The organism is Serratia sp. FGI94 (assembly GCF_000330865.1).
Lineage (GTDB): Bacteria > Pseudomonadota > Gammaproteobacteria > Enterobacterales > Enterobacteriaceae > Serratia_B > Serratia_B rubidaea.
Genome location: NC_020064.1, coordinates 4,310,088 through 4,329,363 on the forward strand (window position 1 = coordinate 4,310,088; position 19,276 = coordinate 4,329,363).

15 protein-coding genes are annotated in these 19,276 nt (G+C 60.6%); 4 read left to right on the forward strand and 11 right to left on the reverse strand.

The genetic code is table 11. From position 1 onward, the window contains the following. Window positions 1-179: 179 nt before the first annotated feature. Window positions 180-2,519: an aerobic respiration two-component sensor histidine kinase ArcB gene (arcB, locus tag D781_RS19625; RefSeq protein ID WP_015961979.1), complete on the reverse strand. Its 2,340-nt coding sequence runs from the start codon at window positions 2,517-2,519 to the stop codon at window positions 180-182. Between the two features lie 99 nt (window positions 2,520-2,618). Then, the gene (locus D781_RS19630; RefSeq protein WP_015961980.1) at window positions 2,619-3,545 is read right to left on the reverse strand and encodes a TIGR01212 family radical SAM protein; all 927 of its coding nucleotides are present in this window, start codon (window positions 3,543-3,545) and stop codon (window positions 2,619-2,621) included. Between the two features lie 718 nt (window positions 3,546-4,263). Here D781_RS19630 and gltB point away from each other — a divergent pair. Together gltB and D781_RS19640 are read left to right on the forward strand one after the other, a co-directional pair. Beyond that, window positions 4,264-8,724, forward strand: coding sequence for a glutamate synthase large subunit (gene gltB, locus D781_RS19635; RefSeq protein ID WP_015961981.1), 4,461 nt, complete (start codon window positions 4,264-4,266; stop codon window positions 8,722-8,724). 13 nt (window positions 8,725-8,737) lie between these two features. Further along, window positions 8,738-10,156, forward strand: coding sequence for a glutamate synthase small subunit (locus D781_RS19640; RefSeq protein ID WP_015961982.1), 1,419 nt, complete (start codon window positions 8,738-8,740; stop codon window positions 10,154-10,156). Window positions 10,157-10,217: 61 nt separating this feature from the next. On the opposite strand, the gene D781_RS19645 is transcribed toward D781_RS19640, so the two are convergent. The 6 genes from D781_RS19645 to sspA all read right to left on the reverse strand — a co-directional run bounded on the left by D781_RS19645 (window position 10,218) and on the right by sspA (window position 15,917). Next, on the reverse strand, window positions 10,218-11,087 hold the full coding sequence (locus D781_RS19645) for an N-acetylmannosamine kinase (RefSeq protein WP_041412249.1): 870 nt from the start codon (window positions 11,085-11,087) through the stop codon (window positions 10,218-10,220). A 53-nt stretch (window positions 11,088-11,140) separates the two neighbouring features. Then, entirely contained in the window at window positions 11,141-12,637 is a 1,497-nt protein-coding gene (locus D781_RS19650) for an MFS transporter (RefSeq protein WP_015961984.1), read from the reverse strand. A gap of 114 nt (window positions 12,638-12,751) precedes the next feature. Continuing rightward, window positions 12,752-13,660 (reverse strand): N-acetylneuraminate lyase, encoded by a 909-nt coding sequence (gene nanA, locus D781_RS19655; protein WP_015961985.1) that lies wholly within the window; start codon window positions 13,658-13,660, stop codon window positions 12,752-12,754. 196 nt (window positions 13,661-13,856) lie between these two features. Beyond that, on the reverse strand, window positions 13,857-14,648 hold the full coding sequence (nanR, locus tag D781_RS19660) for a transcriptional regulator NanR (RefSeq protein ID WP_071823860.1): 792 nt from the start codon (window positions 14,646-14,648) through the stop codon (window positions 13,857-13,859). Between the two features lie 130 nt (window positions 14,649-14,778). Beyond that, entirely contained in the window at window positions 14,779-15,273 is a 495-nt protein-coding gene (gene sspB, locus D781_RS19665) for a ClpXP protease specificity-enhancing factor (protein WP_041411913.1), read from the reverse strand. A gap of 2 nt (window positions 15,274-15,275) precedes the next feature. Continuing rightward, the gene (gene sspA, locus D781_RS19670) at window positions 15,276-15,917 is read right to left on the reverse strand and encodes a stringent starvation protein SspA (RefSeq protein WP_015961988.1); all 642 of its coding nucleotides are present in this window, start codon (window positions 15,915-15,917) and stop codon (window positions 15,276-15,278) included. Window positions 15,918-16,068: 151 nt separating this feature from the next. On the opposite strand from sspA, the gene D781_RS23920 reads away from it, so the two are divergent. After that, complete coding sequence (locus D781_RS23920; RefSeq protein WP_158497492.1) at window positions 16,069-16,245, forward strand: hypothetical protein; 177 nt, start codon at window positions 16,069-16,071, stop codon at window positions 16,243-16,245. Between the two features lie 58 nt (window positions 16,246-16,303). Here the strand turns inward: D781_RS23920 and rpsI are convergent, their stop codons facing one another. The 3 genes from rpsI to zapE form a co-directional block, all read right to left on the reverse strand. Beyond that, the gene (gene rpsI, locus D781_RS19675; RefSeq protein ID WP_004937080.1) at window positions 16,304-16,696 is read right to left on the reverse strand and encodes a 30S ribosomal protein S9; all 393 of its coding nucleotides are present in this window, start codon (window positions 16,694-16,696) and stop codon (window positions 16,304-16,306) included. 15 nt (window positions 16,697-16,711) lie between these two features. Then, window positions 16,712-17,140: a 50S ribosomal protein L13 gene (gene rplM, locus D781_RS19680; RefSeq protein ID WP_015961989.1), complete on the reverse strand. Its 429-nt coding sequence runs from the start codon at window positions 17,138-17,140 to the stop codon at window positions 16,712-16,714. Between the two features lie 268 nt (window positions 17,141-17,408). Continuing rightward, complete coding sequence (zapE, locus tag D781_RS19685) at window positions 17,409-18,539, reverse strand: cell division protein ZapE (protein WP_041411914.1); 1,131 nt, start codon at window positions 18,537-18,539, stop codon at window positions 17,409-17,411. 265 nt (window positions 18,540-18,804) lie between these two features. On the opposite strand from zapE, the gene zapG reads away from it, so the two are divergent. Further along, complete coding sequence (gene zapG / locus D781_RS19690; protein ID WP_015961991.1) at window positions 18,805-19,203, forward strand: Z-ring associated protein ZapG; 399 nt, start codon at window positions 18,805-18,807, stop codon at window positions 19,201-19,203. Window positions 19,204-19,276 lie beyond the last annotated feature (73 nt).

Here is a 19,276-nt window from a genome sequence, read left to right on the forward strand (position 1 = left end):
AATCTTCTAACAAGAGCGCTTACATTTGGTATGTTGTTGGCTGTATGATGTATAGGAATCCTCCCCGGAGGCTTCAGAATTTTCTACAACCTGCGCAAGCAGAAACTTAAAACCAATACGCAGGTTCACGTTTTCCCTGGTGTTGGCGCAATATTCGCGCACCCCGGCCTCGGTCGGGGTCATTTTTTTTCCGCATTCTCTACCCAGGCGCGCAGCATCGCGACGTCGTTCTGCCACTCCTGCTTCAGCTCATCCACCCAATCCTGCACGTTATCCCACCACGCCGGCAGCGTTGGCGTCTGAATCTGCTGCGCCAGCTGTTGCAGATGACGCAGACCGACCGAGCCCGCCGCGCCTTTGATTTTATGCCCCTCTTCGGCAATGCCTTTCTGATCGCGCGCCGTCATGTTGGAATCCAGCACCGCCAGATAACCCGGCATCATCTGCTCAAACATCTCCAGACTCTGATGAATCAGCTGCGGCCCCACCAGCTCCATATACTGCTCCAGCATGGCGGTATCCAGTAACGACTCGTTAATCTGCATCGCGTTGTGCTCCGTTTTCTTTGTGGCATGAATGGGTTGATGATCCCAGTAGTGCTGAATCATTTTGGTCAACGCCGGCACCGAAAGCGGCTTGCTCAGGACATCGTCCATGCCCGCCTCCAGGTACTCTTTTTTGTCTTTCAGCACGTTGGCGGTCAGCGCAATCAGCGGCGGCAGCGCCTGCCCGGCATAGCGCTCGCGCAGCTCGCGGGCGATATCCAGCCCGGTCATATCCGGCAGCTGGATATCCAGCAGCACCAGGTCAAACTCGTCCGGGTCAAACATCGCCAGCGCATCATGGCCGTTCATCGCCACCTCGACGCTGTTGCCCAGTTTCTCCAGCACCGAACGCGCAACGATAACGTTCAGCTCAATGTCTTCCACCAGCAGAATATGCAGCGCCGGCAGCGGCAGCGCCTCTTCGCTTTCCTCCTCCGTCACCGCTTCTTCCAGCGCCGGCGCCTTGATGGTCAGCGTAAAGCAGGAGCCGTGGCCCGGCTGGCTGCTGACGGTGATGTCGCCGCCCATGCTCTGCGCCAGCCGCTTGGACACCGCCAGGCCGATGCCGGTGCCGGTCGCCGGCCGGCCGCCGCGCTGGTCCTTGACCTGATAATACATGGCGAAGATCTTGTCCTGCTCATCCTGCGGAATGCCCATGCCGGAGTCTGCCACGTCAAACACCAGTTTCTCCTGCCCTTCACGCCGCACCCGCACCGTGATGTTTCCCTGCTGGGTAAACTTCACCGCGTTGCCGATCAGGTTCCACAGGATCTGGCGCAGGCGCGTGCCGTCGGTGAGGATTTTTTGCGGCAGCGGCGCCTGCGGCTCCAGCACAAAGCGCAGCCCCTTCGGCTGCGCCAGCAGGCCGGAGAGGTTTTCCAGATCCGCCAGGAAGCCGGTGAAATCGACCGGCTGGTTATCCAGCTGCACCTTGCGCCGCTCGATTTTGTCCATCTCGATGATGTCGTTGAAAATGTTGCCGAGGGTAATCGCGCTGACGTGGATGGTTTTCAGGTAGTTCAGCTGTTCGTCGTTCAGCTCGGTATCCAGCAGAATACGGCTGAGGCCGACGATGCCGTTAAGCGGCGTACGCAGCTCGTGGCTGATGGTGGAGATAAAGGTGGTCTTCTCCCTGCTGGCGTTCTCCAGCGCGTCCTGATAGCGCTTACGCTCGGTAATATCGCGCCCGAAGCCCATCAGGCCGTGACGCTTGCCGACCCGATCGTAAAACGGCACCTTGCGCAACTCAAAGCAGGCCTTACGCCCGTCTGGATACACCAGCCACTGCTCGTAGGTCAGCGAAACGTTGTGACGGAACACTTTCTCATCGGTTTCAATCACTTTATCCGCAATGTCCTGCTCATACACGTCATTCGGCGTCAGGCCAATCAGCTGCTTTTCGCTTTTGCCGGTCAGCAGCTCCATCGCCCGGTTGCAGCCGGAAAACTCTTTGTCTTCATTGCGGTAATACACCAAATCCGGTGAGGCATCGAGGAACGAACGCAGCAGGGCTGACTGTTGGCCCAGCTCGACCTGTGCCAGTTCGCGCTGTTCCATCTCCTCTTTCAGCTTGTCCATCACCTGCAGACGCGCCTCTTCCGCCTTGATGCGGTCGGCGATCTCCTGGTTAAGCTGGCTGATGTTGTCTTTCAGCTGCTGGTTCAGCTCCAGATCGCGATGGCGCATCTCCTCCAGCTTGTCGACCAGCCGCGCCAGCCGCTGACGCGACTCCTCCAGCTGCTCCACCACCACCGACAGGAAATAGACCGCCCACGGGGTGATCAGCAGACCAAAGAAGATAGAGCGCACCACGTCGATGCTCTCGACCTCGCCGCGCAGCAGCATAGTCACGGCCATCTGCACCACCATCGCCAGCACCACCAGCGCCGAAGCCAGCAGCAGCGAAAAGCGCACCAGCCCCAGCTTCACCATTAAATCAACGTAGTACTGGGCCAACACCCGGATTTGCTTCATGAACGGCTCCCTACAGACATATGGCTTAAATCATACCGCAAATCGTCCCGTAACAGAGATTACGTCGGCGGAAGTGTGGAAAAGACGGCAAAACGGCGCTCAGGGATGGTAATGATTGGCGAAGTCCAGCGCCGAGCCCTGGCCGCCATGCCGCTGCAGATAGCCGCCGACCGCCTGCATGCCGCTCCAGCGGTTTGCGCACCATAATGGTGCCAGCAGCGTCGGGGGACGCGCGCTGGCCGAAATACGGTGGAACACCACCTCTCGCGGCGTATGGCGAATCATTTCACCGGCGCTGGCGGCGTACTCGTCCAGCGTCAGCGTCGCCAGCCGGCCGGCCCGCCAGGCACGGGCCATCGTGCTGCCGCTGACGATATGCAGCGGATGCAGCTTAATGCCGTCCACGCCGCCGTCGACCACCGCCCGCAGCGTCGCCAAATGGTCGGCCGGCGTTTCGCCCGGCAGGCCGACAATCAGGTGACAGCACACTTTCAGCCCCCGCTGGCGCGCCAGCCTGGCGGTCTGTTGATAACAGCAGAAATCATGGCCCCGATTGATGCGTTTCAGCGTTTTATCGCGCGCGCTCTGCAGCCCCAGCTCCAGCCAGACTTCATAGCCGGCGTCGCGATAGCCGGCCAGCAGGTCGAGCGCCGCGGCGGGCACGCAGTCCGGCCGGGTGCCGACGCACAGCCCCACCATCGCGCTCTGCGCCAGCGCCTGACCGTACAGCGCCTGCAGCCGCTCTACTTCGGCATAGGTGCTGGTATACGCCTGAAAGTACGCCAGGTAGCGCCTGGCACGCTGCGTTTTCTGCGCCTGCGCCGCCAGCTGTTCGGCAATGCCCTGTTGCTGCATCTGCTCATCGGCAAACGACGCCACGTTGCAAAACGTGCAGCCGCCGCGCCCCAGCGTGCCGTCGCGGTTCGGGCAACTGAAGCCGCCGTGCAGCGTCAGTTTATGGATCTTTTCTCCGTAGCGCCGCTGGAGATCGGCGCCAAACATATTGACTAATTGCGGCAACTGCATATTCTGGATGGTTCTCTGTGTTCAAAGCCGCCGATGCTAATAAGAAACGACTTTTCCCACGATGACAGAGATCAACGCTTTTTCTCAAAGGCGCACCTCGGCATAACTATTCATTATAAACGCAAATAAAATCACCCCGCCCGCGATGAATTTTTCTAATTCCTTAGCAGTTATTTAGCGCTATATGACAAGACGATGAAAAATAGTGATAAACATTGGAATAGCCTTACACATCAGCATAATGCTCTGATATTAGCGCCCGCACTAGCATGGTGCAGAGATTCGAACCTTGCACTATAGTGAGACAGCTCACATTTCTTCGGCGGCATCAGCGCACCCTCACGCCAGTAAATCCCCATAAAAATATAAATATTTCAGTTATATAAACCACTAAAGGCGAATGTAAAGGCGGTTTAAGCCCATATTTGACCTGCGTATTCTTTCTGGATTAAGTTGGAAGTCCGCTGGAAGCTTTCTGGACGGGTAAACGACTCGTCATAATTATGCAGTAATTTAAAGACTCCCTCTTAAAACAAGTAGTCACCACTTGTGATAACCGTCACGAGAGGCCATTAACGGAGGGCACAAAAGCAGATTGGATTATTCACCATCATGATGTCTTTCATGGGGGGATAAGCCGTCGGCGTTCGCCTGAAGTTGGGAAGCCCCCTCGCAGTAGGTTGTGAGAGTCATGCAGAGCCTGGGGAGGTTCACTGATATGTTGTACGATAAATCCCAAGAGAGGGACAACTGTGGTTTCGGCCTGATCGCCCACATAGAAGGCGAACCTAGCCACAAGGTAGTGCGTACCGCGATCCACGCACTGGCCCGTATGCAACACCGTGGCGCCATCCTTGCCGACGGCAAGACCGGCGACGGCTGTGGCCTGTTATTGCAAAAGCCCGATCGTTTCTTCCGGATGGTTGCGGAAGAGCGCGGCTGGCGTTTAGCCAAAAACTATGCCGTCGGCATGATGTTCCTCAGCCAAAACGAGGAAGAAGCCCGCGCCAGCCGCCGCATCGTTGAAGAAGAACTGCAGAATGAAACGCTGTCGATCGTCGGCTGGCGCGAAGTGCCGACCAACCCGGACGTGCTGGGCGAGATCGCCCTGTCGTCGCTGCCGCGTATCGAACAAATCTTTGTCAATGCCCCGGCCGGCTGGCGTCCGCGTGATCTGGAGCGCCGCCTGTTCGTGGCCCGCCGCCGCATTGAAAAACGTATTCAGGACGACAGCTTCTACGTCTGCAGCTTCTCCAACCTGGTGACCATCTACAAAGGCCTGTGCATGCCGGCCGATCTGCCGCGTTTTTATCTCGACCTGGCCGATCTGCGTCTGGAATCCGCCATTTGTCTGTTCCACCAGCGCTTCTCCACCAATACCGTGCCGCGCTGGCCGCTGGCGCAACCGTTTCGCTATCTGGCGCACAACGGCGAGATCAACACCATTACCGGCAACCGCCAGTGGGCGCGCGCGCGCACCTATAAATTCCAGACGCCGCTGATCCCGGACCTGCAATCCGCCGCGCCGTTCATTAACGAAACCGGCTCCGACTCCAGCTCGATGGACAATATGCTGGAGCTGCTGCTGGCGGGCGGCATGGATCTGATCCGCGCCATGCGCCTGCTGGTGCCGCCGGCCTGGCAGAATAACCCGGAGATGGATGGCGATCTGCGCGCCTTCTTCGACTTTAACTCCATGCATATGGAGCCGTGGGACGGCCCGGCGGGCATCGTGATGTCCGACGGCCGCTACGCCGCCTGTAACCTCGACCGCAACGGCCTGCGCCCGGCGCGCTACGTCATCACCAAAGACAAGCTGATCACCTGTGCCTCTGAAGTCGGCATCTGGGACTATCAGCCGGACGAAGTGGTGGAAAAGGGCCGCGTCGGCCCGGGCGAGCTGATGGTGATCGACACCCGCAGCGGCCGCATCCTGCACTCCGCCGAAACCGATAACGACCTGAAGAGCCGCCACCCGTATAAAGAGTGGATGGAGAAGAACGTCAAGCGTCTGGTGCCGTTCGAAGACCTGCCGGAAGAACAGGTGGGCAGCCGTCAGTTGGACGATGCGCTGCTGGAGACCTACCAGAAGCAGTTCGGCTACAGCAGCGAAGAGCTGGACCAGGTGATCCGCGTGCTGGGTGAGATTGGCCAGGAAGCCACCGGCTCGATGGGCGACGATACGCCGTTCGCCGTGCTCTCCAGCCGTCCGCGCATTATCTACGACTATTTCCGTCAGCAGTTCGCGCAGGTCACCAACCCGCCGATCGACCCACTGCGCGAGGCGCACGTAATGTCGCTGGCCACCAGCATCGGCCGCGAGATGAACGTGTTCTGCGAAGCGGAAGGTCAGGCGCACCGTCTGAGCTTCAAATCGCCGATTCTGCTGTACTCCGACTTCAAACAGCTCACCACGCTGGAAGGCGAATACTATCGCGCCGACACGCTCGACCTGACCTTTGACCCGGGCGAGCAGGAGCTGGAACAGAAAATCCGCGCGCTGTGCGACGAGGCGGAACAGAAAGTACGCGACGGCGCGGTGCTGCTGGTGCTGTCTGACCGTGCCATCGCCCCGAACCGCCTGCCGGTACCGGCGCCGATGGCGGTCGGCGCGGTGCAGACGCGTCTGGTGGACAAGAGCCTGCGCTGCGACGCCAACATCATTGTGGAAACGGCCAGCGCGCGCGACCCGCACCACTTCGCCGTGCTGCTGGGCTTCGGCGCCACCGCCATCTATCCGTACCTGGCCTATGAAACGCTGGCCAAACTGGTGGACAACCAGACCATCGACAAACCATACCGCGAAGTGATGCTGAACTACCGCAACGGCATCAACAAGGGGCTGTACAAGATCATGTCCAAAATGGGCATCTCGACCATCGCCTCTTACCGCTGCTCCAAACTGTTTGAAGCCGTTGGCCTGCACCGCGATCTGTCCGACCTGTGCTTCCAGGGCGTGGTCAGCCGCATCAACGGCGCCAGCTTCAGCGACTTCCAGCAGGACCTGCAGAACCTCTCCAAGCGCGCCTGGCTGAAGCGCAAGCCGCTGGATCAGGGCGGCCTGCTGAAGTTCGTCCACGGCGGCGAATACCACGCCTACAACCCGGACGTGGTCAACAGCCTGCAGCAGGCGGTGCACAGCGGCGACTATGCCGACTACCAGCGCTACGCCAAACTGGTTAACGAGCGCCCGGTCGCCACGCTGCGCGATCTGCTGGCGATTACCCCGCAGGGCGAGCCGATTCCGGTCGATCAGGTCGAGCCGGCCGAAGCGCTGTTTACCCGCTTCGATACTGCGGCGATGTCGATCGGCGCCCTGAGTCCGGAAGCGCACGAGTCGCTGGCGGTGGCGATGAACGGCCTCGGCGGCTTCTCCAACTCCGGCGAAGGCGGCGAAGACCCGGCACGTTACGGCACCAACAAGGTCTCGCGCATCAAGCAGGTGGCCTCCGGGCGCTTCGGCGTCACCCCAGCCTACCTGGTGAACGCCGACGTGATCCAGATTAAAGTCGCTCAGGGCGCCAAGCCGGGCGAAGGCGGCCAGCTGCCGGGTGATAAGGTCACCCCGTACATCGCCAAACTGCGTTATTCGGTGCCGGGCGTGACGCTGATCTCGCCGCCGCCGCATCACGATATCTACTCGATTGAAGATTTGGCGCAGCTGATTTTCGACCTCAAGCAGGTGAACCCGAAGGCGGTGATCTCGGTCAAGCTGGTTTCCGAACCGGGCGTGGGCACCATCGCCACCGGCGTTGCCAAAGCCTATGCTGATCTGATCACCATCGCCGGCTATGACGGCGGCACCGGCGCCAGCCCGCTGACGTCGGTGAAGTATGCCGGCTGCCCGTGGGAACTGGGCCTGGTGGAAACCCAACAGGCGCTGGTGGCCAACGGCCTGCGTCATAAAATCCGCCTGCAGGTGGACGGCGGCCTGAAAACCGGCGTCGATATCGTCAAGGCGGCGATTCTGGGGGCGGAAAGCTTCGGCTTCGGCACCGGGCCGATGGTGGCGCTGGGCTGTAAATACCTGCGTATCTGCCACCTGAACAACTGCGCGACCGGCGTGGCGACCCAGGATGAAAAACTGCGTCGCGATCACTATCACGGCCTGCCGGAACGCGTCACCAACTACTTCCATTTCATCGCGCGTGAAACCCGCGAGATTATGGCGCAGCTGGGCGTCAGCCAACTGGTGGATCTGATTGGCCGCACCGAGTTCCTCAGCGAGCTGGACGGCATTTCCGCCAAGCAGAACAAGCTGGATCTGTCGCCACTGCTGCAGACCGCCACGCCGCATCCGGGCAAGGCGCTGTACTGCACCGAAGGCAGCAACCCGCCGTTCGACCACGGTTTGCTGAACAAAGAGCTGCTGGCGCAGGCGCAGCCGTACGTGGAAGAGAAGCATAGCAAGGCGTTCTACTTCGATATCCGCAATACCGACCGTTCCGTCGGCGCCAGCCTGTCCGGCGCCATCGCCAGCGTACACGGCGATCAGGGCATGGCCGCCGATCCGATCAAGGCGCACTTCTCCGGCACCGCGGGCCAGAGCTTCGGCGTCTGGAACGCCGGCGGCGTAGAGCTGACCCTGACCGGCGACGCCAACGACTACGTCGGCAAGGGCATGGCCGGCGGCAGCATCGCGGTGCGTCCGCCGCTGGGCTCCGCCTTCCGCAGCCATGAAGCCAGCATCATCGGCAACACCTGCCTGTACGGCGCTACCGGCGGCAAGCTGTTCGCCGCGGGCCGCGCCGGCGAGCGTTTCGCCGTGCGTAACTCCGGCGCCATCACCGTGGTGGAAGGCATCGGCGATAACGGTTGTGAATACATGACCGGCGGCATCGTCTGCGTGCTGGGTAAAACCGGCATCAACTTCGGCGCCGGCATGACGGGCGGCTTCGCCTATGTGCTGGATGAGGACGGCGAATTCCGCAAGCGCGTCAACCCGGAGCTGGTGGAAGTGCTGGAAGTCGATCAGCTGGCAATTCACGAAGAACACCTGCGCGGCCTGATCACCGAGCACGTACAGGCGACCGGCTCTTCCCGCGCGGAAGAGATGCTGGCCAACTGGCCGACCTGGGTGGCGAAGTTCGCACTGGTCAAGCCAAAGTCCAGCGATGTGAAGGCATTGTTGGGTCACCGTAGTCGTTCCGCAGCCGAGCTGCGGGTTCAGGCGCAGTAAGAGGTAGGTCATAATGAGTCAGAATGTTTATCAATTTATCGACCTGCAGCGCGTTGATCCGCCGAAGAAACCGCTGAAGATCCGTAAAATCGATTTCGTGGAGATCTACGAACCGTTTTCGGATTCGCAGGCCGAAGCGCAGGCGGACCGCTGTCTGTCCTGCGGCAACCCGTATTGCGAGTGGAAGTGCCCGGTGCACAACTACATCCCGAACTGGCTGAAGCTGGCGAACGAGGGCCGCATCATGGAGGCGGCGGATCTGGCGCACCAGACCAACAGCCTGCCGGAAGTGTGCGGCCGCGTCTGCCCGCAGGATCGCCTGTGTGAAGGCTCCTGTACGCTGAACGACGAGTTCGGCGCGGTGACCATCGGCAATATCGAGCGCTATATCAACGATAAAGCCATCGAAATGGGCTGGAAACCGGATATGTCGCACGTCCAGCCGACCGGCAAGCGCGTGGCGATCGTCGGCGCCGGCCCGGCCGGCCTGGCCTGTGCCGACGTGCTGACCCGCAACGGCGTGCAAGCCGTGGTCTACGATCGTCACCCGGAGATCGGCGGCCTGCTGACCTTCGGCATCCCGGCGTTCAAGCTGGAGAAAGAGGTGATGATCAAGCGCCGTGAAATCTTCAGCGAGATGGGCATCGAGTTCCAGCTCAATACGGAAATCGGCAAGGACGTCACGCTGGAGGCATTGATCGACGAGTTCGACGCGGTGTTCCTCGGCGTCGGCACCTACCAGTCAATGCGCGGCGGCCTGGAGAACGAAGAAGCGCCGGGCGTGTATGACGCCCTGCCGTTCCTGATCGCCAACACCAAGCAGCTGATGGGCTACCCGAGCAGTGAGCAGGAGCCGTACGTCAGCATGGAAGGCAAGCGCGTGGTGGTGCTGGGCGGCGGCGATACCGCGATGGACTGCGTACGCACCTCCATCCGTCAGGGCGCCACCCAGGTGACCTGCGCCTACCGTCGCGACGAGGCGAATATGCCAGGCTCCAAGCGCGAGGTGACCAACGCGCGTGAGGAAGGCGTCGAGTTCCAGTTCAACCTGCAGCCGCTCAGCATTGAGCTGAACGCCGCCGGGCGCGTCGCCGGCGTGAAAATGGTGCGCACCCAGCTCGGCGAGCCGGACGCCAACGGCCGTCAGGCGGCAGAGCCGGTGCCGGGATCCGAGCACGTGCTGGATGCCGATGCGGTGGTGATGGCCTTTGGCTTCCGTCCGCACGCGATGAACTGGCTGGCGGCGCACGACGTCCAGCTCGACAAACAGGGGCGCATCGTGGCGCCGGAAGGCAGCGATAACGCCTTCCAGACCAGCAACCCAAAAATCTTCGCCGGCGGCGATGCGGTGCGCGGTTCCGATCTGGTGGTGACGGCGATTGCCGAAGGGCGCAAAGCCGCCGACGGCATCCTGAACTACCTGGAAGTGTAAGCGCCGGCGCCGCATGGCGCTGTCAAAAAGCCGGAGGGGCGCTACGCCCGTCCGGCTTTTTTTATCCCTGGCGCTGCGCCGCCAGCGCGGCCCCCAGCAGGCCGGCATCATGCCGGTAATAAGCCGCCGTCAGCGTCACCTGATACGGCGACGGCAGCTGCATCAGACACGCCCTCACCCGTGCCAGATACCCCTGCGCCAACCCGATGCTGCCGCCGACCACCACCTGCCGGCAGTCGGTCGTCGCTTTCACATCCGCAATCATGCGCGCCAGCGCCGCGGCGGAGCGCTGAATCAGCGCGTCGGCCTGCGGATGGCCCGCCGCCGCCCGGGCGAAAATGGTTTTGGCATCGCACCCCGCCAGATCGCCCTGCGCCGCCGCGGCGATCGCGCGGCCGGAGGCAATGGCTTCGACGCAGCCGATACGCCCGCAGCCGCAGCGCGGCCCGTGCGGATCCGCCAACGTATGCCCCAGATGGCCCGCCAGACCGCCGGCGCCGGTCAGCAGCTCCCCGCGGCACACCACCCCGCCGCCGACGCCGGTGGAGACGGTAATAAACACCATGTCGCCGCCGTCCGGCATCCGCGCATATTCCGCCAGCGCCGCCGCCTGCGCATCGTTGATCGCCAGCGTCGGCAGCCGGGTCAACGCCTCCAGCGTCGCTACCAGCGGGAAATGCAGCAGGCCGCCCAGATTCTGCGGGTTGATCGCCTGCAACAGGCCGTCGCGGATAATACCCGTCGAAGCGATGGCGACGCGCTGCGCATCCGCCGCCAGCGGCTGTACCAAGGTCCGCAGCGCGGCCCGTAACGCATCCGGCCGATCGCTGGCCGGCGTGGGCAGCTCGCACCGCTGGCGGATCTGTAATTGCTCATCCACCAGGGCGGCGGCCAGCTTCGTGCAGCCAAGATCGATCGCCAGCGTGGTAATCTGTCGTTGTTCCGGCAACGGAGCGTCTCCTATGTCACGCCAATCACCCGCCATCACGGCCGGGCGCCCTTTGTCTTGACCAGCCGTTTCTCCGCGCCCCGTGGCAACGCGCCGCTAAACGGTTGGCCGTCGATAGCGTCGTGGGTGCGCAGCGCTTCCGGACGCAGCCAGCGCTGTACGCGGGACGGCATATCCAGGCCAATCAGCGCAATCACCACAAACGTCAGCCCAAAGGAGAGCGACCCCAGCGCGGTGCCCAGATCCAGACGCTGGCCGATCAGCGCACCCAGCACCGGCGCCAGGGCGCCGCCCAGCGCGCCGACGTTGTAGGTGAATCCCAGCCCTGCCGCCCGCTGGTCGGTATCGAAATAGCCGCCGATCAGTTTGGGCAAAATGCCGGAAATCCCCTGCCCCAGCATCTGCTGGAAGAACAGCAGCAGCCCCAGCACCCATACGTTCGCGCCGCCAATCGCAAACACCGGAATAATCAGCAGCTGCGAAGCCAGAAGGCTATACACGTAGGCTTTGCGGGTGCCCAGCCAGTCGCCGAGAAAGCCGCCGACGCAGCAGCCCACCGCCGCGCCAAAACCGCTGAAGAACAGCACGCTGGCGACCGTTGTCGGATCATAGGCCAGCTCGGTTTTCAGGTAGGTTGGCAACAGCGCCTGAATCGGCCATGAATAGAGAAATGCAAACAGCACCACCACCATCAGCATGACGCCCGTCGGCCAGCGCCTGCCGCTGCTTTGTACCATAAAGCTGATAAAAATCGCGGCGCATATCAGCCCCAGCGCTGCCACCACGCCGGCCGTACGCAGTTCTCCGGCGAAGCAGTACCACAGCGACAGCGCAGCGACGACCGTCATCATGATATTCAGTACGCGGTGATCTCCGCGGTAAAGCATATCCACCATGGTGCGCACCGGTGCTTTACCCGCATGTTGCTCCTGCCAATCTTCCGCCTCGGGGATATTTTTCCGCAGCCACAGCGCGAAGATGATGGGCAAAATGCCGATAAAGAACAGCGCCCGCCAACCCCAGAGCGGCACCACCAGGCTGTAGGCCTGCGCCGCGACCACCGCGCCGACCGAAAAGCCGGAAATCAGAAAGCCGCTGGCCTTATTGCGTAAATGTTTCGGCCAGCTTTCAATCACATAGGTGGCGCTGGAGCCGTATTCGCCCGCCATGCCCATCCCGATCACCAGACGCGCGACAAACATGGTGGCGTAACCCGGCGCAAATCCGCAGGCCAGCGTCCCCAGAGAAAAAAGCACGATGCTGGTGACCATTGCCAGACGACGGCCGTAGCGATCGCCCATTGCGCCCAGCAGCAGGCCGCCGAACCAACGCGAGATAAACGCCGCTGAAATCAGGCTGGCCGCCTCAACCGTCGTCAGACCGAATTCGCCCTGAATTTCAGTCAGGACCAGGGCGATTAGCACAAAATCAAAACCATCGAGTAAATACCCCAACCAGGCGGCGGAGAACGCCCGCCACTGCGCTCGGTTGAGGTGGCGGTACCACGGGGTGCTGCGGGTTGTGATGCTCATGTCACTCTCCCGTTGTGGGCCTTGGACAGGCGACCGCCGGGGGGCGCCCTGGCCGCTCCGGCTGACGGTATCGTTGCCGTCAAGCTCCCGGCGAGCAAGCCCGCCAGGTTTGACTCATCCGTTGCCGAGCTGCTCCCGCTCCTGCTGCAGCTGTTGCGCCAACGCCGCCAGCGCCGGCAGGTAGCGCTCATCAACCGGCGCGAAAGGTTTGCGGCATAGCGGCACGGAAACAACGTCCATATAGTGCAGAACGGTTTTCAACCCGCGGAACACGCCGGTTTTAATCAGCAAATCGATAACCGTATTGCATGCCGTCTGCAGCCGGCGCGCGCTGGCGATATCGCCCCGCTGCAGCGCCTGTACGATGCCCGTATAGCGCCAGCCCATAATGTTGTAGGTGCTGCCGATGCCGCCGTCGGCCCCCGCCATCAGTCCGGAAGCGAAGATCTCGTCATAGCCGTTGTACAACACCAGCTCGGGGTGCGCCCGGCGGATCTGCTCCATCTGATAAAGATCGCCGGAGGTTTGCTTCAGCGCGCTGACGCCCGGCAGTGTGACCAGGGTTGCAATCTGATCCAGCGTCAGCGTGACGCCGCTCAGCGCGGGAATGTTGTAAACCACCATCGGCAGCCCCTCGGCCGCATCGATGACCGCCCGGTAGTGATCGCAATGTTCCGCAAAACTGAACGGGTAATAGAACGGCGTGACGGCGGAGACGGCGTCATAGCCGTAACGCTGTGCGGCGTTTGCCAGCTGTTGGCTCTCCTGCGTGCTAATCGCGCCGACGTGGGCGATAAGCTTCACCTTTCCCTGCGCCTCTTCCGCCACCACTTCCAGGACCTGCTCTCTTTCCGCGTGGCTCTGGACAAACGCCTCGCCGGTAGAGCCGCCGACATACAGGCCGTCAATCCCCTGCTCAATGTTAAACCGCACCAGACGGCGCAGGCTTTCGCTATCCAGCCGCTGTTGGTTGTCGAACGGCGTCAGCAACGCCGGCATTACTCCTGCTAATTCTTTTGTCATAACGACCTCTGTTGATGATGCAACCACCTACCTTTATACCTGTTATACCAGACTAAATAAGCAGCAATACAATACAGAACGCTTATAGTGCGATCTGCCTCACCCTATTGATCGGTATTTTCTAGTGGGATCGGAAACGACTGCGATCGTTATCGCAATCCTGGGATCGCGATAAACGGACGCGTGACGGCGGGGATTACTTATGCGGCGGCGCGTCGTTGCCGAAGGCGTGCCAGGTTGCGGATACGCTGTTAAGGTGGGTCTGCAACGCGCGATCGGCGGCGTCAGGATCGCGCTGGCGGATCGCCTCGACGATCGCAATATGCTGCTGATAGCTGCGGTTATTGTGCGTATGCAGCTCCTGCTCGGGCACCTTTGGCCGCGCCGCAATCAGCCAGTCGAGCAGCGCAACGTGGATCGCCATAAAGATCGGGTTGCCGGGGATTTCCGCCAGCACGCGGTGAAACTCGACGTCGGAGCGGATAAACAGCGTATTGTCATCCAGTGACCGGCTGTTGATGTCCAGCGCCTGCGTCAGCTGCGCCATTTGCTCCGGCGTCGCGTGCTCCGCCGCATAGCGCACCAGGCTGGACTCAAAGAACAGGCGCAGCTGTTCAAAGTGGGCAATGCCGCCGGGGTGAGAAAGGAAATCCTTCGCGACGCCGGACAGCTCGCTGATAATGGTATCCGCCGAGGGACGCGAGACGCGGGCGCGCTCGCCGTTGTTAATCTGCACCAGGCCCTTACGCTTCAGCGCGGCCAGTGCTTCACGCACCGACGGACGGCCGACGTCAAAAAACGCCATCAGCTCGCGCTCAGAGGGCAGCGACTCTCCTTCAGCAAACTCTCCGCGGCGAATCATCTGCTCCAGCTCTTCCTCCACCATCTCCGACAGTTTTTTACGCGTCAGCGGACGGCGGCGCAGACTGCGGCCCATCACGGTTGAAGACTCTTCGGCTTGCGGATCAAATGCGTTCATAGCGTCCATTATGATTAATCGTAGCGGCCAGTAACAACGGAATTATGGTACCACAGGATGGGGAAAGGGGAAAAAGGCGGCCTGTGCCGCCTGACGCGCGGCGCACAGATCAAAACAGGCCCTTACGGGCCTGTTGCTGTTACTTCACGACGCGCAGCGCCGGGCGCCCGCCGCGTGGCGGCTGCGGCGGCTCATCGTCCGGATCGTTATCGTCAGCGTTATCAGGACGATCGCCGTCGATGACCGACATCAGGCTTTCGGAAGGCACCGTCTCCAGCTCGTCGAAAGCGCCGTCGGTTTCATCGTAAGCGGCTTCCGGTTCGAACATGGTTCCCGCACCGTTCTCACGGGCGTAAATCGCCAGCACGGCGGCCAACGGCACCAGAACCTGACGCGGTACGCCGCCGAAGCGCGCGTTAAAGCTCACTTCGTTGTCGCCCAGTTGCAGGTTGCCGACCGCGCGCGGCGCAATGTTCAGTACGATCTGACCATCGCGCGCGAACTCCATGGGAACCTGCACGTCCGGACGCGTTACGTCGACCACCAGATGCGGCGTCAGCTGGTTGTCCAGCAGCCAGTCATAAAACGCCCGCAGCAGATAAGGGCGGCGCGGCGTCATCTGCGACATATCCATGGTTAACCCCGGGTGTGCAGGCGCATTTCGCGCTCGGCTTCGGTCAGCGAGGCCAGGAACGCATCACGTTCGAAGACGCGGGTCATATAGCCTTTCAGCTCTTTGGAGCCGGCACCGTTCAGTTCAATGCCCAGCTGCGGCAGACGCCACAGCAGCGGCGCCAGGTAGCAATCCACCAGGCTGAACTCTTCGCTCATGAAATACGGCGCCTGACCGAAGATCGGCGCGATGGCCAGCAGCTCTTCACGCAGTTGGCGACGGGCAGACTCAGCTTCCTGGCCGCTGCTCTGCTCGATCTTGTACATCAGCGAATACCAGTTCTTTTCGATGCGCAGCATCATCAGGCGGCTTTCACCACGCGCCACCGGATAGACCGGCATCAGCGGCGGATGCGGGAAGCGCTCGTCCAGGTATTCCATGATGATGCGGGACTCATACAGCGTCAGTTCGCGATCGACCAGCGTCGGCACCGTTTGGTAAGGATTGAGGTCGATCAAATCCTGCGGCAGGTTATCCGGTTCAACCTGCTCAATCTCGACGCTGACACCTTTTTCCGCCAGTACGATACGTACTTGATGGCTAAAAATGTCGGTCGGGCCAGAAAACAGCGTCATTACCGAACGTTTGTTGGCAGCGACAGCCATGAAAACCTCCAAGTTTTATCTAGAAAATACTGCGAATAGCCAACTTAGCCCCGCAGCGTGCACCTTGCCCCCGGCAAAGTGAAAACGCATGGGAATATCAGGCCGCTATCCTGAATGATCTTGACCGCAGGCCAGCAGCACGCAGGTAACCTTGGGTCTGGAAAGCGGCCTCGGAGGTAACTGGCGGCAACTGCTCGGCGAACAGGCGCAAAAGTGGATGATAGTTTACCAGATTTTGCCCGTTTTGTGGGGAGCGGGCGGTGATTTCATCACTATTTGTCTGGCGGCGCGCAGATTTCTCTACGGCAGAGGGGAATTGCAGGCATAAAAAAACCCGGTGAAACACCGGGTTTTTCGCATAATTTGTTCTGCCGCAGCAGAAAAAATTAACGCTTGGAGAACTGCGGACGACGGCGTGCTTTACGCAGACCGACTTTCTTACGTTCAACCTGACGCGCGTCACGAGTGACGAAGCCAGCTTTACGCAGTTCAGAACGCAGAGTCTCGTCGTATTCCATCAGCGCACGGGTGATACCGTGGCGGATAGCACCAGCTTGACCAGAGATGCCACCACCTTTAACGGTGATGTACAGATCCAGTTTGCCAACCATGTCGACCAGTTCCAGCGGCTGACGAACTACCATGCGGGCAGTTTCGCGACCGAAGTACTGTTCCAGGCTGCGCTGGTTGATAACGATGTTACCGTTGCCCGGCTTGATAAAGACGCGAGCGGCGGAGCTTTTGCGGCGACCAGTGCCGTAGTATTGATTTTCAGCCATTGCCATTAATCCCGATTAAATGTCCAGAACTTGCGGTTGCTGTGCCGCGTGATTGTGCTCGGTGCCCGCGTAAACTTTCAGTTTACGGAACATTGCACGACCCAACGGACCCTTTGGCAGCATGCCTTTAACCGCGATTTCAATCACACGCTCAGGACGGCGGGCAATCATCTCTTCAAAGGTCGCTTCTTTGATACCACCGATGTGGCCGGTGTGGTGGTAGTACATCTTGTCGTTACGCTTGTTGCCGGTTACAGCAACTTTGTCAGCGTTCAGAACGATGATGTAATCACCGGTATCAACGTGCGGGGTGTATTCCGCTTTATGCTTGCCGCGCAGACGACGAGCCAGTTCAGTAGCGAGACGGCCCAAAGTTTTACCGTTCGCATCAACAACGTACCAGTCGCGTTTTACGGTCTCTGGTTTAGCTGTAAAAGTTTTCATTAAAAGCTTACCCAATAATTAGTTACACGTTGGTGAACACCCAAACGCTCGAAAACAGTTGAGGCTCACACGACCATCAAGTCCAGCAAACCTACCCCTTCGAATAGCCATTGCCGGCACTATAAAGTTTTTGGGAAAAAAAACTTTGTTGTAACGTGGGGTCGCAAGATTATAGAGAAGTCACCCGCAAAGATCGAACAGTTTTTGCAGGAAAAATGCATTTTAGCGCCGCCGGACAGGCCCCCGCCGCGCGGAGGCCGCCGGGGTGTCACGGCAGGTGCGGCAGCTTCAGGTATTCTTCGCTCTGCATCTCCTGCAGGCGCGACAGGCAGCGCTGGTATTCAAACTTCAGCCGTTCGCCCTGGTAAATCTCGAACATCGGCGCCTCGGCGGCGATCACCAGCTTGACGTGACGCTCGTAGAACTCATCCACCAGCGCCAGGAAACGGCGCGCGGTGCTCTCCTTCAACGGCCCCATCACCCGCACGTTATGCAGGATCACGCTGTGGTACAGGCGCGACAGCGCAATGTAGTCCAGCTGGCTGCGCGCCTCTTCACACAGCGTGTGGAAATCCACCGCCAGCACGCCGTCCGCCGCGCGCAGCGCCTGCAGCGGCCGGTGATTGATCTCCAGCACCGGCGCCGCGTCGCCGCCCTTGCCCGCCAGCTTGTCGAAGATATCGTCCAGCGCCTGCCCGGTCTGCGCATTCAGCGGCGTCAGGTAGAGGTGCGCCTGGGTCAGCGTGCGCAGGCGATAGTCAATGCCGGCGTCCACGTTCATCACGTCGCAATAGTCATTGATCAGATCGATGGCCGGCAGGAAGCGCGCGCGCTGCAGGCCGTTACGGTACAGCTCGTCCGGCGGGATGTTCGAGGTAGCCACCAGCGTAATGCCGCGGGCGAACAGCGCCTGCAGCAGCGTCGCCAGCAGCATGGCGTCGGTGATGTCGGAAACAAAGAACTCGTCAAAGCACAGCACGTCCGCCTGCGCCTTGAAGCCGTCGGCGACAATCTCCAACGGGTTTTCCTGCCCCTGCAGCTGCGCCAGCTCTTCGTGCACCCGCAGCATAAAGCGGTGAAAGTGCAGCCGCAGTTTGCGATCCCCCGGCAGGCTGTGGAAGAACATATCCATCAGCCAGGTTTTGCCGCGCCCGACGCCGCCCCACATATACAGCCCCTGAACCGGGCGCTGCGCCGCCGGGCGGCTGTCTTTCCTCAGCCAGCGGCTGAGCGTGCCGCGCAGACCGCCGGCCGCCGCCGGCGTCTCGGGCGTCTGTTGCACCAATTGCTGATAAATGGCGTCCAATTGGCTGACCGCCCGGCGCTGCACCTCATCGGGCTGATAGTCGCCGGCGTCCAGCGCCTGCTGGTAACGTGTTAACGGTGATGGTGAATACATGTTGCCTAATGTTCCCTGCAATCGCTCCGTCCGCCCCCGCTGGCGCGCAGCGCGGATAAAGAATTTATTTAGCCCATTTTAGCCGCGCGTTACCGGTCAGATTTCCGGTTATCGCCACATTTTCCCGCATTGCGGCCCGCTGAAAACCCCGGAAAAGCCAAGGTAAAAGCGCTTCAGGATTCCACTCGGACAAGGTTAACGGTTATAGTGGATATTATTAAGTGAAAAATCCCTGCGGAACAACGAAGTCACAATAGGAGTCATCATGACCTGGGAGTATGCGCTGATTGGTTTGGTGGTCGGTATCGTCATCGGTGCGGTAGCGATGCGCTTTGGTAACCGTAAACTACGTCAACAACAGGTTTTGCAAAACGAACTGGATAAAAGCAAAACCGAGCTGGAAGAGTACCGTCAGGAACTGGTCGGCCATTTTGCCCGCAGTGCGGAACTGCTGGACAACATGGCGCGCGACTATCGTCAGCTCTATCAGCATATGGCGAAAAGCTCCAACAACCTGCTGCCGGACCTGCCGATGCAGGAGAATCCGTTCCGCTATCGTCTGAGCGAATCCGAAGCGGATAACGATCAGGCGCCGGTTGAAATGCCGCGCGACTACTCCGAAGGCGCTTCCGGTCTGCTGCGTGGTGCGCCGCGCCGCGACTAACCGTCGTTTTTCAGCCCGCGTAAATTTTGCGCGGGCTTTTGACCTTCCCCCCTCCCCCCGATGCAATTCCTGC

Excerpts from the sequence above, each read along its gene's own strand:
- sspA (WP_015961988.1), bottom strand. The coding sequence starts at position 15,917 with ATGGCTGTCGCTGCCAACAAACGTTCGGTAATGACGCTGTTTTCTGGC.
- nanA (WP_015961985.1), bottom strand. The coding sequence starts at position 13,660 with ATGACAAAAGAATTAGCAGGAGTAATGCCGGCGTTGCTGACGCCGTTC.
- arcB (WP_015961979.1), bottom strand. The coding sequence starts at position 2,519 with ATGAAGCAAATCCGGGTGTTGGCCCAGTACTACGTTGATTTAATGGTG.
- rpsI (WP_004937080.1), bottom strand. The coding sequence starts at position 16,696 with ATGGCTGAAAATCAATACTACGGCACTGGTCGCCGCAAAAGCTCCGCC.
- D781_RS19640 (WP_015961982.1), top strand. The coding sequence starts at position 8,738 with ATGAGTCAGAATGTTTATCAATTTATCGACCTGCAGCGCGTTGATCCG.
- gltB (WP_015961981.1), top strand. The coding sequence starts at position 4,264 with ATGTTGTACGATAAATCCCAAGAGAGGGACAACTGTGGTTTCGGCCTG.
- zapG (WP_015961991.1), top strand. The coding sequence starts at position 18,805 with ATGACCTGGGAGTATGCGCTGATTGGTTTGGTGGTCGGTATCGTCATC.
- D781_RS19630 (WP_015961980.1), bottom strand. The coding sequence starts at position 3,545 with ATGCAGTTGCCGCAATTAGTCAATATGTTTGGCGCCGATCTCCAGCGG.
- nanR (WP_071823860.1), bottom strand. The coding sequence starts at position 14,648 with ATGGACGCTATGAACGCATTTGATCCGCAAGCCGAAGAGTCTTCAACC.
- zapE (WP_041411914.1), bottom strand. The coding sequence starts at position 18,539 with ATGTATTCACCATCACCGTTAACACGTTACCAGCAGGCGCTGGACGCC.
- rplM (WP_015961989.1), bottom strand. The coding sequence starts at position 17,140 with ATGAAAACTTTTACAGCTAAACCAGAGACCGTAAAACGCGACTGGTAC.
- D781_RS19650 (WP_015961984.1), bottom strand. The coding sequence starts at position 12,637 with ATGAGCATCACAACCCGCAGCACCCCGTGGTACCGCCACCTCAACCGA.
- sspB (WP_041411913.1), bottom strand. The coding sequence starts at position 15,273 with ATGGATATGTCGCAGATGACGCCGCGCCGCCCTTATCTGCTGCGGGCG.